Here is a 13379-nt window from a genome sequence, read left to right on the forward strand (position 1 = left end):
GGGCGCGCTATGTGCTCCTACAATAAGAAAATCGTGAAGCTGGCGCTGGTCGTGATGCTGACGCTGCAGAGCGTCGTTCAGGCAGCCAGCTTTGTTGACGTGCTGGATCTGCCGGCCCAGCCGAGTGCCCTGGCCGTGCGCAGTCCTTTGCTGGGCGTTTCCCATGCGGGACAGCGTCTGGTCACGGTGGGTCAGCGCGGGCACATTCTTTATTCAGATGATGAAGGCCGGAACTGGCAGCAGGCCGTCGTGCCGGTCAGCTCTGACCTCAATGCCGTGAGTTTCCCCACCGCCGAGCAGGGCTGGGCAGTGGGCAACGATGGCGTGGTGTTGCACAGCAGCGATGCCGGCGCGACCTGGAGCAAGCAGCTCGATGGCCGCCAGATCGGCGAGCTGATGCTCAAGCATTACACCGCCTTGGCCAATGCCGAGCCGGATAACGAACAATGGGCCGGGCTGGCCGCCGACAGCCAGCGGCTGATCGAGGAGGGCGCCGACAAGCCGTTTCTCGACGTCTGGTTCGCCAATGACAAGCTCGGTTATGCGGTTGGTGTCTTCAACCTGATTCTACGCACCGAGGATGGCGGGCAGCACTGGACCCCGTTTCAGGACCGCACCGAGAACCCACAGGGTTTTCACCTCAACGCCATTGCCTCAACGGGTGATGCGCTCTACATCGCAGGCGAACAAGGCCTGCTGCTCAAATGGGACGAAGCCGGGCAGCGTTTCGTGGCACTGCAGACACCTTATCAAGGCAGCTTTTTCGGTGTGGTCGGCCAGCCTGGCGAACTACTCGCCTATGGTCTGCGCGGTCATGTGTTTCGCAGCACCGACGGCGGCCTCAGCTGGACCCGGCTCGAAAGCGGTCTGCAGGTCAGCATCACTTCTGCCACGCTGGACGTCGATGGCCATTTCCGGCTGTTCACCCAGGCCGGGCACATGCTCAGGAGCAGCAACGGCAATGCCCCGCTGCAACTGATGCCACAGGCACAACAATCACCGGTGGCCGGCGCGACCCTGGCCGCCAATGGCGCGCTGGTGCTGGTCGGCAGTCGTGGCGTGCGTACGCTGTCCATCGAATAACGATAAGAATTAGAGCGAGTACCCAGACATGGGCAATTTGAAGCAAGACACCATGCCGGTGATCCGCGAACTGCCGGACTTCGACCGGCGCTCCGGCAATCTGCTGGAACGGCTGGTGTTCAACCATCGCCCGCTGTTCATGCTGCTCATGGCGCTGGCGACCGTGGTGCTGGGTTACATGGCCGTGACTCGACTGGAGCTGCGCCCCAGCTTCGAAAAGATGATTCCGCAGAGTCAGCCGTACATCCAGAACTACCTTGAGAACCGCCAGTCGCTGCGGGGGCTGGGCAATTCAGTGCGCGTGGTGGTGGAAAACACTCAGGGCGATATTTTCGATCCGGACTACCTGACGGTCCTCAAACAGGTCAACGACGAACTGTTCCTCACCGAAGGGGTTGATCGCGCCTGGATGAAGTCGCTGTGGAGTCCTGCGGTGCGTTGGACCGAAGTTACCGAACAAGGCTTCCAGGGCGGCCCGGTGATGCCCGACAGTTATCAGGGTTCGCCGTCGGACATTGAACAGCTGCGCCAGAACATCAACCGCGCCGGCATCGTCGGCAGTCTGGTCGCCAGCGATTTCAAGTCGAGCATGCTGGTCGTGCCGCTGCTGGACAAAACATCGGCCACTGGCCAGAGCCTCAACTACCATCAGTTTTCGCGGATGCTCGAAGAAAAACTGCGCGACAAGATCGAGTTCGCCAGCGGCACCCCACACAAGGCCGGGGTGGAGGGCACGGGCAAGTACAAGGTCAGGGTGATCGGCTTCGCCAAGCTGATGGGTGACCTGATCGACGGTCTGATCCAGGTGATGATGTTCTTCGGCCTGGCGGTGGTCACCTCGCTGGTCATCATCTACCTCTACACCCGTTGTGTGCGCAGCACGTTGCTGGTGGTCGGCTGTTCGCTGATCGCGGTGGTCTGGCAGCTGGGCATCGTCGCCTGGCTGGGTTATGCCATCGATCCGTATTCGATCCTGGTGCCGTTCCTGATCTTTGCCATTGGCGTGTCTCATGCAGCGCAGAAGATGAACGGCATCATGCAGGACATCGCCCGTGGCACCCATAAACAGGTGGCCGCACGCTACACCTTCCGTCGCTTGTTCATTGCCGGTGTCACCGCGTTGCTGGCCGACGCGGTGGGCTTTGCCGTCCTGATGTTGATTGATATCCCGGTGATTCAGGACCTGGCGATCACCGCCAGCATCGGTGTGGCCGTGCTGATCTTCACCTCGCTGTTGCTGATGCCGGTGGCGCTGTCTTACATCGGCGTCGGGCGCAAGGCGGCCGAGCGGGCGCTGAAGATCGACACTCGCGCCGCGCAGAGTCGGGGGTTTGGCAAGCTGTGGGATTTACTCGACCGTTTCACCACGCGCAAGTGGGCCATCGGCACCGTGCTGGTGGCGGTGTTGCTGGGTGTCGGCGGTTTCGTAGTCAGCCTGCAGTTGAAGATCGGCGACCTCGACAGCGGCGCCCCGGAGCTGCGCGCTGACTCGCGCTATAACCGTGACAACGCCTACATCACCAGCCACTACGCGCTGTCCAGCGACCTGTTCGCGGTGATGATCAAAACCCCGGCGGAAGGCTGCCTGAACTACCAGACCCTGGTACTGGCTGACCGCCTGGCCTGGAAACTGCAGCAACACCCAGGGGTGCAGGCCACCGTGTCACTGGTCAATGCGGTACGCCAGATTACCGCGGGCACCTACGAGGGTAACCCCAAGCTCAACAGCATCCAGCGCAATCAGAACGTGCTGAACTACGCGGCGCAACAGGCCTCGGTCAACGCTCCGGAGCTGTTCAACACCGATTGTTCGGTGATGCCGGTGATCGCCTTCCTCAAGGATCACAAGGCCGAGACCCTGGACGCCGTGGTGGCCATCGCCGATCAGTTCGCCAAGGAAAACAGCAGCGAGGATCGCCAGTTCCTGCTGGCTGCCGGCAACGCCGGTATTGAGGCGGCGACCAACATTGTGGTGCGCGAGGCCAACCGCACCATGCTGCTGTATGTCTACCTGGCGGTGACCCTGTTTTGCCTGATCACTTTCCGCAGCTGGCGCGCCACGCTGGTGGCCTTGCTGCCGCTGGTGCTGACCTCGATTCTTTGCGAAGCCTTGATGGTGGTCATGGGCATCGGCGTGAAGGTGGCGACCCTGCCGGTCATCGCCCTGGGCGTCGGAATCGGCGTGGACTACGCGTTGTACCTGCTCAGTGTGCAACTGCAGTATCAACGCCAGGGCCTGTCGCTGTCGGAAGCCTACCGCAATGCCGTGGCATTCACCGGACGGGTAGTGGGCCTGGTCGGTATCACTCTGGCTGCCGGGGTCATCTGCTGGGCCTGGTCGCCGATCAAGTTCCAGGCCGACATGGGCATCCTGCTGACCTTCATGTTCCTGTGGAACATGCTCGGAGCGCTGATCCTGATTCCGGCGCTGTCGTACTTCCTTCTGAATGGCGAACGGCGCAAGCACGGAATCGTCACGCAGCCAGCAACCTCCGTTGTCCTGCCCGGTCAAGGTGAAGTCCCCTAGTGTTCTTATCCTATTGCCGATAACAAATTCCGAAATCGGGCGATGCCCAAACACCCTCCGAGCGATTCGATAATGGCTGACTACAAAGCTCCCCTGCGCGATATGCGCTTCGTTCTCAATGAAGTGTTCGAAGTTTCCAAACTGTGGTCCCAACTGCCGGCCTTGGCCGACGTAGTGGACGAAGACACCACCAGCGCCATCCTCGAAGAAGCCGGCAAAGTCATCGCGGGTACCATTGCCCCGTTAAACCGCAGCGGCGACGAAGAAGGCTGCTCCTGGACCAACGGCGCAGTGAAGACCCCGGCTGGCTTCCCGGAGGCCTACCAGGCTTACGCCGCAGGCGGCTGGACCAGTGTCGGTGGGGACTCCCGGTTCGGTGGCATGGGTATGCCCAAGGTGATTTCCGCCCAGGTCGAAGAAATGCTCAACTCGGCCAACCTGTCGTTCGGCCTGTACTCGATGCTGACTGCCGGCGCCTGCCTGTCGATCAACGCTCACGCCAGCGAAACGCTGAAAGAAATGTACCTGCCGAACCTGTATGCCGGCGTCTGGACCGGCTCCATGTGCCTGACCGAGCCGCATGCCGGTACCGACCTGGGCATCATCCGCACCAAGGCCGAGCCGCAGGCCGATGGCAGCTACAAGGTCAGCGGGACCAAGATTTTCATCACCGGTGGCGAGCACGACCTGACCGAAAACATCATTCACCTGGTACTGGCCAGGCTGCCGGATGCCCCGGCTGGCCCGAAAGGTATTTCGCTGTTTTTGGTGCCCAAGTTGATGGTTAATGCCAACGGCTCGCTGGGCGAACATAACAGCCTGTCCTGCGGTTCGATCGAGCACAAGATGGGCATCAAGGCCTCGGCCACTTGTGTAATGAATTTCGACGGCGCTACCGGCTACATCATCGATGCGCCGAACAAGGGCCTTGCCGCCATGTTCACGATGATGAACTACGAACGCCTGGGTGTTGGTATCCAGGGCTTGTCACTGGGAGAACGTTCCTACCAGAACGCCATCGAATACGCTCGCGACCGAATCCAGAGCCGTGCGCCGACCGGCCCGGCCGATCTGGACAAGGCCGCTGACCCGATCATCGTGCATCCGGATGTGCGCCGCATGTTGCTGACCATGAAAGCGTTGAACGAAGGCGGTCGCGCCTTCTCCAGCTATGTAGCCATGCAATTGGATACCGCCAAATTCAGCGAAGACGCCGCCACCCGCAAACGCGCGCAAGAACTGGTCGACCTGCTGACGCCGGTCGCCAAGGCTTTCCTCACCGACGTGGCCCTGGAAACCACGGTACATGGACAGCAGATCTTCGGGGGGCACGGCTTCATCCGTGAGTGGGGTCAAGAGCAGCTAATCCGTGACTGCCGCATCACCCAGATCTACGAAGGCACCAACGGCATCCAGGCACTCGACCTGTTGGGTCGTAAAGTGGTCGGTAGCGGCGGGGCGTTCTATAAGCACTTCGCCGAAGAGATCAAGGCCTTCACCGACTCCGCCGACGCGTCACTGGCAGAATTCACCGAGCCGCTGAAAGCGGCCATTGCCAATCTTGAGCAAATGACCGCCGATCTGCTGGAGCGCGCCAGGTCCAACCCGAATGAAATCGGTGCTGCTTCGGTCGAATACCTGCATGTGTTCGGCTATACCGCTTACGCGTACATGTGGGCCCTCATGGCGCGTACCGCGCTGTCCAGGCAAGACGAAGACGTTTTTTACAGGACCAAACTGGGGACTGCGCGCTTTTTCTTCGCACGCCTTTTGCCGCGGGTCCACTCATTAGCCGCTTCGGCCAAGGCCGGTAGCGAAAGCCTGTACATGCTGCATGCCGATCAATTCTGATGCGGCATGAATGACATTGGGCCGGACATCCACTCCTTGTGATGCCTTTAGCCTGAATCCAGGCTAGGCGCTGGCATCGGCTTCATGCTCATCGGCGAAGGCCATGAGCACCTCCAGATCCAGTACTTCCAGCTTGATCCGGGCGATAAAGGCGGAGAAGGCCAGGTTGGCGGCGAGCCGACGCAGGTCGCTGGCCCAGGCCGGGAGATGGACCGGTCCCTGGAGCCAGCCGGACTCGAAGAGCGGGGCCAGGCGTACGGTATCCCCCAGACTGAGGCGCCCGGCGAACAGGTAGCCCACCAGTTCGGGTCGGTTGTCACGGATCGCGATGCGCAGCAGGGTATGGACGCCGAGCAACCCGGTCAGGTAGGCGGCATCCTTGGTGAACGCCGAACCGCCCCGCAGGTCGGCACCGCGGAACACTCGCTGGGTCGAGCGGAAGGATTCCTCTTGCGACTGACCGGCTGCGAGAAAACCTTCAAATACCTGGATGAAATCGGCGCCATCCAGCGCCTGCTGGACCGCGAGCACGCGCAGGGCGAGGCGACGCAGGCGGTTGATGTCCATGCTGCCGGTGAACAGCTCGGCGAGGGTCGCGATACCCTCCTGAGTCTGGGTGGTGCGTGGTGCTCCCAGACCCAGGCTTTTCAGGTTGGGTTGGAGCGCACCGTTTTGTGCCGTGGCGATATGCACGAAAGCCTCATGTTGCAACAGTTGGTTTTTGTCCAGTTCCGAGAACAGGGCGCTGGCACGCAAGCGGATGCGGTTCGCCCCGGCGATGGCCTTGGCGGCCAGGGTCGGATCAAGCACGACCGTGATCCGGCCCGGTCCGAAAAAGTGGTCCAGTTCCGGCTGCATCCAGGCGGCGAAGGCATCGGCCGGGATCTCGGCCGGGCTCGGTGGAATCCGCGCTCCGCCCAGAAGGGCGTCGGTGGTCTTCAGGAAAAACTGGGCTGCGTCCAGCATGCTCAGTTTCAGGTTCGAGTAGTAGAAGTCCGGGCGCCGATACAGCGCTGACGAATACTGAGTAAAGGCGGGTGTGCCCATGGCACCGAGCATGCGCCCGGCCGTGGCATAGCTGCGGGCTGTCAGGGCGAGGTGGCGCCCGGCGGGGTGGCCCTCATCGCAGCGGCTGATAAAGGCTTCGAGGGCGGCGATATCGGCGCTGTGCTCTCGCGGGCGTAGCTCGACGTCGGGCAATTGTGCCTGCCCGGCGCGCCACTTCGCCAGGAATGCTTCCTCGACCCCGTCTGGCCAGGACAGGGCATCCAGCACGCGGATTTTGCGGGCCAGACCGGGCAACGCGGCATCAAGTTCGGACAGGGGAGCGCTGCTCACAGAAGTCTCCTTGGGCGGCGAGGTTCAATCGTAAAAGCTTAGCCGCTGTCGATGCATTGCGTTGTAACGCTCAAGTCAGAATCAGCAGCGAAAACGTCTTTTAAAACTACACTGAAGTGGGTTGAAATCGCCCTATGAAAAAAAGTCCGGTGCTTTGGCCTGTGAACCTGCCGCAAAGGGCATCACGCTGACGCTGCCGCGGCGAGGATGACCTTATGCAAAACACTGGAGAACCAAAACGGGCGCGTGTGCTTGACCCGGTCGAGCGTGTCACGGAGGTCATCTTTGGGTTGCTCATGGCAATGACCTTCACTGGAACGATCAGCGTGGCGACGTCTGGCCAGGAGGCGGAGCGCACGATGATGATCGCTGCGCTGGGTTGCAACCTCGCGTGGGGACTCGCCGATGCGGTGATGTATTTGCTGCGCACGCTGATCGAGCACACGCGTAACCGCACGCTACGCTCAAACCTGTGCGGCGCAACCGACGCCGCCACCGGCCAGGCGCTTATTGCTGATGCATTACCTCCGCGACTCGCGGCAGTGGTCGGCACCGATGAGCTGGAATCGCTGCGCCGTCGCGTCATCGAGTACGCCTCGATGCCGATGCCGCCGCGCCTCGGCTGGGACGATTTCAAGGGGGCCATCGGCGTTTTCCTGTTGGTGGTGCTTTCGACATTCCCGCTTGTGGTGCCGTTTCTGTTTCTTGATCAGACGGCATTGGCGGTACGCCTGTCTAACCTGATCGGCCTGGTGGTGCTGTTCTCCGCTGGTTGGGTGCTTGCGAAATATGCAGGTGGCAAGCCTTGGTTAGGCGCCATTGCGTTGGCCGTTACCGGTGCTGTGTTAATCACCGCGATCATTGCGCTCGGCGGATAAGCAGGCAGCCTTCTACGCTGTTTCCCTATTGGCAATTCGTATTGGTGAGGTCTTGGTCATGGCAAAGGACAATAAGAAAACCCCTAAGCGTTATCCTGCTGAAAGCCTGAAATTGAAGAACAAGGATTACCTTGAACAGCTGCGCCGCCTGCACGTTGAACTGGTCAAATTGCAGGAGTGGGTAAAAGCCAAGGGCATCAAGGTCTGCATTGTCTTCGAGGGGCGCGATGGTGCCGGCAAAGGCGGGACGATCAAAGCGCTCACCGAACGCGTCAGCCCGCGTGTGTTTCGTGTGGTGGCGCTACCGGCGCCGACCGATCGAGAGAAAAGCCAGATGTATGTCCAGCGTTACCTGCCGCACCTGCCAGCGGCTGGCGAAGTGGTGATCTTCGATCGCAGTTGGTACAACCGTGCGGGCGTCGAGCGGGTGATGGGGTTTTGCACTAAAGAGCAGGTGGCCGCTTTCCTGAAATCAGTCCCCGCTGTAGAGCGTGCCATCGTCGACTCGGGCGTCATTCTGCTCAAGTATTGGCTGGAAGTCAGTCCAGAGGAGCAGACCCGCCGGCTTGAGGCGCGCATCAAGGATGGACGCAAAATCTGGAAACTCACCTCAATGGATCTTAAGTCATACAGCCGCTGGTATGACTATTCACGGGCGCGTGACGACATGTTCAAGTCGACCGATACCGACCATGCCCCATGGCTGGTGGCCAATTCGAACGACAAGCGACGAGCGCGCCTTAACATCCTCTCTGATTTGCTCAGCCGCATCCCGTATCAGGATGTAGCGCGTGAGAAGGTGGTGTTGCCCAAGCGGCAGAAGCCAGGCGGCTATCGCGAACCGGATTATCCATTGCGGCGAATTCCCGAAAACTTCTGAAGGGTGCGTTTAAGCCCATCTGCGCTTTACACCAAAGGGCCACCGTCCAATGAGCCATTCGGATGCTTCGCCTCCCGTCCCGGAACCGGGCCGGATCGCACGTCGGGGCACCGGCGATGAGACCGGCTTGAGTCGCTGGCTCCCGGGACTTCGAATACTTCGCGAATACCAAATGGCCTGGTTACGTCACGACATCATGGCCGGTTTGGTGCTCACCACGATGCTGGTTCCCGTCGGCATCGCCTATGCCGTGGCATCGGGTGTGCCCGGTATCTATGGCCTCTACGCGACCATCGTTCCGCTAATCGCTTATGCAGTGTTCGGACCTAGCCGGATTCTGGTGCTGGGGCCGGATTCCTCGCTGGCCGCCGTTATCCTTGCCGTCGTCCTGCCACTGTCGGGTGGCGATCCCCATCGCGCCGTCGCCCTTGCAAGCATGATGGCGATCGTGTCGGGAGCCGTGTGCATCCTGGCGGGCATCGCGCGCTTGGGCTTTATTACGGAGCTTCTGTCCAAACCGATCCGCTACGGGTACATGAACGGGATTGCAGTGACGGTATTGATCAGTCAATTGCCCAAGCTTTTCGGTTTTTCGATCGAGTCCCACGGCCCGCTGAGAAACCTGTGGGCCATCGCCACGGCGGTGATGGAAGGAAAAACCAACTGGACCACGTTTATGGTGGGCGCAGCCACCCTGGTCGTCATCCTTCTACTCAAAGGCAACAAGCGAATCCCGAGCATCCTGATTGCCGTGGCAGGAGCGACCGTCGCCGTGGGTGTGCTGGACCTTGCCGCGCGCGCCGGTGTGTCAGTCCTCGGTTCTCTTCCACAAGGTTTGCCTGCGTTCGCTATCCCTTGGATCACCCAAGACGATATTGTCCCCGTCGTCATTGGCGGGTGCGCCGTCGCCCTGGTCTCGTTTGCCGACACCAGCGTGCTCTCACGTGTGTATGCGGCGCGGACCCGTACCTATGTCGATCCGAATCAGGAGATGGTGGGGCTTGGTGTTGCCAACCTGGCCGCTGGATTTTTCCAGGGCTTTGCGATCAGTAGCAGTTCATCACGTACTCCCGTGGCCGAAGCCGCAGGCGCCAGAACACAGTTGACCGGCGTTGTCGGCGCGTTGGCAGTTGCTGTACTGCTGATGGTGGCGCCAAACCTGTTGCAGAGTTTGCCCAACAGCGCACTGGCAGCGGTGGTGATTGCGTCGGCCATCGGCTTGATTGAAGTCGCCGACCTGCGACGAATTTATCGCATCCAGCGCTGGGAGTTCTGGTTGTCGATTGTCTGCACAATTGGCGTAGCGGTGTTGGGTGCTATTCAGGGTATCGGCCTGGCCATCGTGATCGCCGTCATCGAATTTCTGTGGGATGGCTGGCGGCCGTATTCTGCGGTGCTGGGGCAAGCCGAGGGGGTCCAGGGCTACCACGACATCCAGCGTTATCCGGACGCGAGCCTGATCCCCGGACTGGTCCTGTTTCGCTGGGATGCGCCCTTGTTTTTCGCCAACGCCGAACTGTTCAACGACCGAGTGCTGGACGCCGTGGCGGCATCGCCTACGCCCGTGCGCTGGCTGGTCGTTGCGGCGGAACCCGTCACCAGTGTGGACGTGACCTCTGCCGACATGTTGGCTGAGCTGGACGAAACCTTGCGTGCGGCGGGTATCAAGTTGTGCGTGGCCGAAATGAAGGATCCGGTCAAGGACAAGCTCAAGCGATTCGGGCTTTTCGCGCGGCTGGGCGTAACGGCGTTCTTTCCAACCATCGACGATGCAGTCGGCAACTATCTTTTGATTCATCCAGTGCAGAGTGCGGGGCAGCAGGACGAAGAGCGCTGAACTTGATTGGAAACATTCCTGTTTCTCCTTTACGCCACTCGCTCAATCGTATCGGAACTGCTCTTTTTTACGCCTCCAGTCCAGCGCATTACAACCATTCGAACTAGCTTGTTCCAGACATAACCAACGCCAATCCCACCGGCGATGGCAATGACTACCGCGAGCGCGGGTTGGTCATAGATATGACGGGCCAGGGACTGAAACTGGAAATGCGTTAAATAGATAAACAGTGTTGACGAGGCTATTAATGCAAGTCCCCGCGCGATGATGCCTGGCACAGGAATAGACCTGATCCAAATCACCGCAAGCACGGCAGGCAGGGATATATCAATATATTCATTGATGTCGGAGAGGTTTAATCCCTGTCCGACGATTATCCAAATATCTTGCCCGACTATCAAAATGACAGCTATCGCACTGGCAACCCATTTCTGGAGGCTTGAATGAGCATAGTGAATGGCCATTCCGAGTACCATAATCGCGAGGTAGTGCTGGGGCACTCTGTTATAAAGCGGTGCCGCATCAAACATATAGGCATTAATCATGATGTTTGCCACTGCCAACGCGCATGACGCTGCGATGAGATTGCGGAACGGGTTTGAAATTATTAGAGTTCTCACGCGCTTGAATGACAGAGCGAATCCAATGATTATTATCATTTGCAGGAGAACTTCAATATACCAATACGCAAAGACACCTACGACATCCGGTGGGAACCAGTTTGAAATAAGCAGCAGTGTTTGCCAACGAATTTTGTCGAACAGAACCTGATTCAAAATGATGTACAGTATTGTGGGTATCGCGATGCTGGCCATGGATTTTAGCAGCAGGTGCACGTTGCCGCGCTCATGTATCGCTTTGAATTGAAACCTTGCCAGACTGATGCCGGACACTAGAAATAACGCCGTCGTCTCGCCTGAAAAGGGCCATGTTGAAAAAACATGAAAATGCCCGATAACAATAAACAATATAGCTGTTGCGCGTAACAAAATGGGTAGTTCCATTACCCGGGCTGAAAATTTTGACAGCTTGGTTGTGTGGGCTAACTCACAAAGTTCTCGTATGGGCATCACTTCCCATCGATCTGGCAAATGACCAATAAGCTCTTCAAGAATCATTGAAGCCTGGACGAACGAGAGCGAATCGCCACCCAGTTCCACAAACGATAAATTGGCATCGACCTGCGTGACTTCGAGTATTTCAGACCAGGCAGCCGCCAGTTTGTGCGCGAGCGGCGATAGATCCTGGCTTGAATTGATGGCCCCCGCATCCGTGTTACCGGTAATCGGAGGCAATGCCCGCTTATCAATTTTTCCATTCGGCGTCAGTGGAATAGCGTCCAGAAAAACGAACAACGCTGGCACCATGTATTCCGGGAGTTGTTGGGTGGCATGCTCACGCAACTCAGTCGATGAAACAGGTTGTGTTGAAACGCAATAGGCAATCAGCTTTACGCTTGCACTGTCATTGTTCGCCAGAATAACGCACTGCTTGATCCGAGGGTGTCGTGATAGGGCACCTTCGATTTCACTGAGTTCGATTCGGTGGCCGCGTATCTTGACCTGACTATCTCCCCGCCCTAGAAAACTGACACTGCCATCTGAAAGATAAGTTCCAAGGTCGCCGGTCCTGTAACAAATGTCGTCCTCGACATTTGTGAACGGATTCACAACGAACTTTTCCCGGGTTTGTGCGGTATCACCCCAGTAACCCAATGATAAATAGGGACTGCGTATAAGGATTTCTCCAGTCTCTCCTTCGCAGACCAACTGATTAGAATCATTCAGGACCAGCAGTTGGGCGCCTTCAATCCCTTTGCCAAGCGGAATTCTGGAATTGTCGGCTTCAGGGGCGACATGATGATACGCCATGGCCTGCGGTGTTTCCGTCGTACCGTAAAAATTCACGCTAACGGCATGGGGTGCAATAACGCGTATTTGTTCGTATAACGTGGGGCTCAATGCATCTCCACCCCAAAACAGATACCGTAAATCGTTGAATTTTAATTTATTGATTTTTGCCCCGGTTTCAATAAGTTTTCCCAAGGGCGGGGTAAGGTGAATGATGGATATTTTGTATTTATATATCCACGCCGCCAACGCCGAAGGATCTATGACGGTTGACTGTGCAGGAACAATAACTTTCGCGCCAATGGACAGAGGGGTAAATACGTCCCTGTACACAGGGTCGTGACCAAGCCCGGACAGTAAGGAAAAGCAATCGTCTTTTGATAACGAATGGCGCTGAGTGTGCCACTCAATAAAGTGAACCAAAGGCGCATGATTTGTCACAATCCCCTTCGGTTCGCCGGTGCTGCCCGATGTGAATGTGATATAGGCCGGATGACGAGAATTGACCTCTGGCAACGTCTGTTGATCAGCGGCGAACTCATGCAGTAATTGGGTGGGGCGTTCGGGAATTCTAACGACCTGCGGTGACGAACTTCTTGCCCTTGGCTCAAGCTGTTCGGGATTGAGGTCGACAGTAGCCTCACCACATAGCAGGACAAAGGAAGGCTGAAGCGTTTGAATAATTTGACTGATGCGCGCAGGTGGATAAGCCGTGTCAGCAACGGTGAACGTCAATCCGGCACGCGAGGCACCGAGCATTGCGTACACCAGCCCCGCACAGCGACTTGAAACAATAACCACCCGGTCGGATTCGATAGCGCCGTTTTTAATCAAGAAGCAAGCAATGCGTTGGCTTATCTCTTCAAGCTGACGATAGTTGCAGGTCGCGTCTTCAGAGATAACAGCCACTGCATCAGGCGAGCGTTTCACCTGTTGCAGGAAATCCATGAAAATCGGACGTTCGGAACAATATTCCAGAGGAAGGGTCGGGTTGGGGCGGGCGTCCTGCATGTTATTTGTATACTCCGTATGATCTATACGAGGCTAACGTCGAGACCCGAAATTCCTCATTGATATAACACGAAAATTATCGATGGACGAGGCAAAAAAATGCAGCGTCGCTCCGCGGTAATTT

The 13379-nt window shown here is 58.1% G+C and carries 8 protein-coding genes; 6 read left to right on the plus strand and 2 right to left on the minus strand.

Features of this window, described 5'->3' with window-relative positions; all coding sequences use genetic code 11:
- The first annotated feature begins 9 nt into the window (after positions 1-9).
- The 3 genes from JFU37_RS00805 to JFU37_RS00815 all read left to right on the plus strand — a co-directional run bounded on the left by JFU37_RS00805 (position 10) and on the right by JFU37_RS00815 (position 5461).
- Positions 10-1083 (plus strand): WD40/YVTN/BNR-like repeat-containing protein, encoded by a 1074-nt coding sequence (locus tag JFU37_RS00805; RefSeq protein WP_201111915.1) that lies wholly within the window; start codon positions 10-12, stop codon positions 1081-1083.
- Between the two features lie 28 nt (positions 1084-1111).
- Complete coding sequence (locus tag JFU37_RS00810; protein WP_201111918.1) at positions 1112-3610, plus strand: efflux RND transporter permease subunit; 2499 nt, start codon at positions 1112-1114, stop codon at positions 3608-3610.
- Between the two features lie 72 nt (positions 3611-3682).
- Entirely contained in the window at positions 3683-5461 is a 1779-nt protein-coding gene (locus tag JFU37_RS00815) for an acyl-CoA dehydrogenase C-terminal domain-containing protein (RefSeq protein ID WP_201111919.1), read from the plus strand.
- 63 nt (positions 5462-5524) lie between these two features.
- Here the strand turns inward: JFU37_RS00815 and JFU37_RS00820 are convergent, their stop codons facing one another.
- Complete coding sequence (locus tag JFU37_RS00820; RefSeq protein WP_201111921.1) at positions 5525-6799, minus strand: tyrosine/phenylalanine carboxypeptidase domain-containing protein; 1275 nt, start codon at positions 6797-6799, stop codon at positions 5525-5527.
- A 215-nt stretch (positions 6800-7014) separates the two neighbouring features.
- Between JFU37_RS00820 and JFU37_RS00825 the strand changes: the two genes are divergently transcribed.
- Genes JFU37_RS00825 through JFU37_RS00835 form a run of 3 tightly spaced genes read left to right on the plus strand, consistent with a single transcriptional unit; the run spans position 7015 to position 10394 of the window.
- A complete protein-coding gene (locus tag JFU37_RS00825) occupies positions 7015-7677 on the plus strand; it encodes a hypothetical protein (RefSeq protein WP_201111923.1) in 663 nt (220 codons plus the stop codon).
- Positions 7678-7735: 58 nt separating this feature from the next.
- Positions 7736-8557 carry a polyphosphate kinase 2 gene (ppk2, locus tag JFU37_RS00830; RefSeq protein WP_201111925.1) on the plus strand — a complete coding sequence of 274 codons (822 nt, stop codon included), beginning with the start codon at positions 7736-7738 and terminating at the stop codon, positions 8555-8557.
- 49 nt (positions 8558-8606) lie between these two features.
- Positions 8607-10394: a SulP family inorganic anion transporter gene (locus JFU37_RS00835; protein WP_201111927.1), complete on the plus strand. Its 1788-nt coding sequence runs from the start codon at positions 8607-8609 to the stop codon at positions 10392-10394.
- Between the two features lie 29 nt (positions 10395-10423).
- On the opposite strand, the gene JFU37_RS00840 is transcribed toward JFU37_RS00835, so the two are convergent.
- On the minus strand, positions 10424-13255 hold the full coding sequence (locus tag JFU37_RS00840) for an amino acid adenylation domain-containing protein (protein ID WP_201111929.1): 2832 nt from the start codon (positions 13253-13255) through the stop codon (positions 10424-10426).
- Positions 13256-13379 lie beyond the last annotated feature (124 nt).

It is taken from the genome of Pseudomonas sp. TH41, assembly GCF_016650695.1.
Classification (GTDB): Bacteria; Pseudomonadota; Gammaproteobacteria; order Pseudomonadales; family Pseudomonadaceae; genus Aquipseudomonas.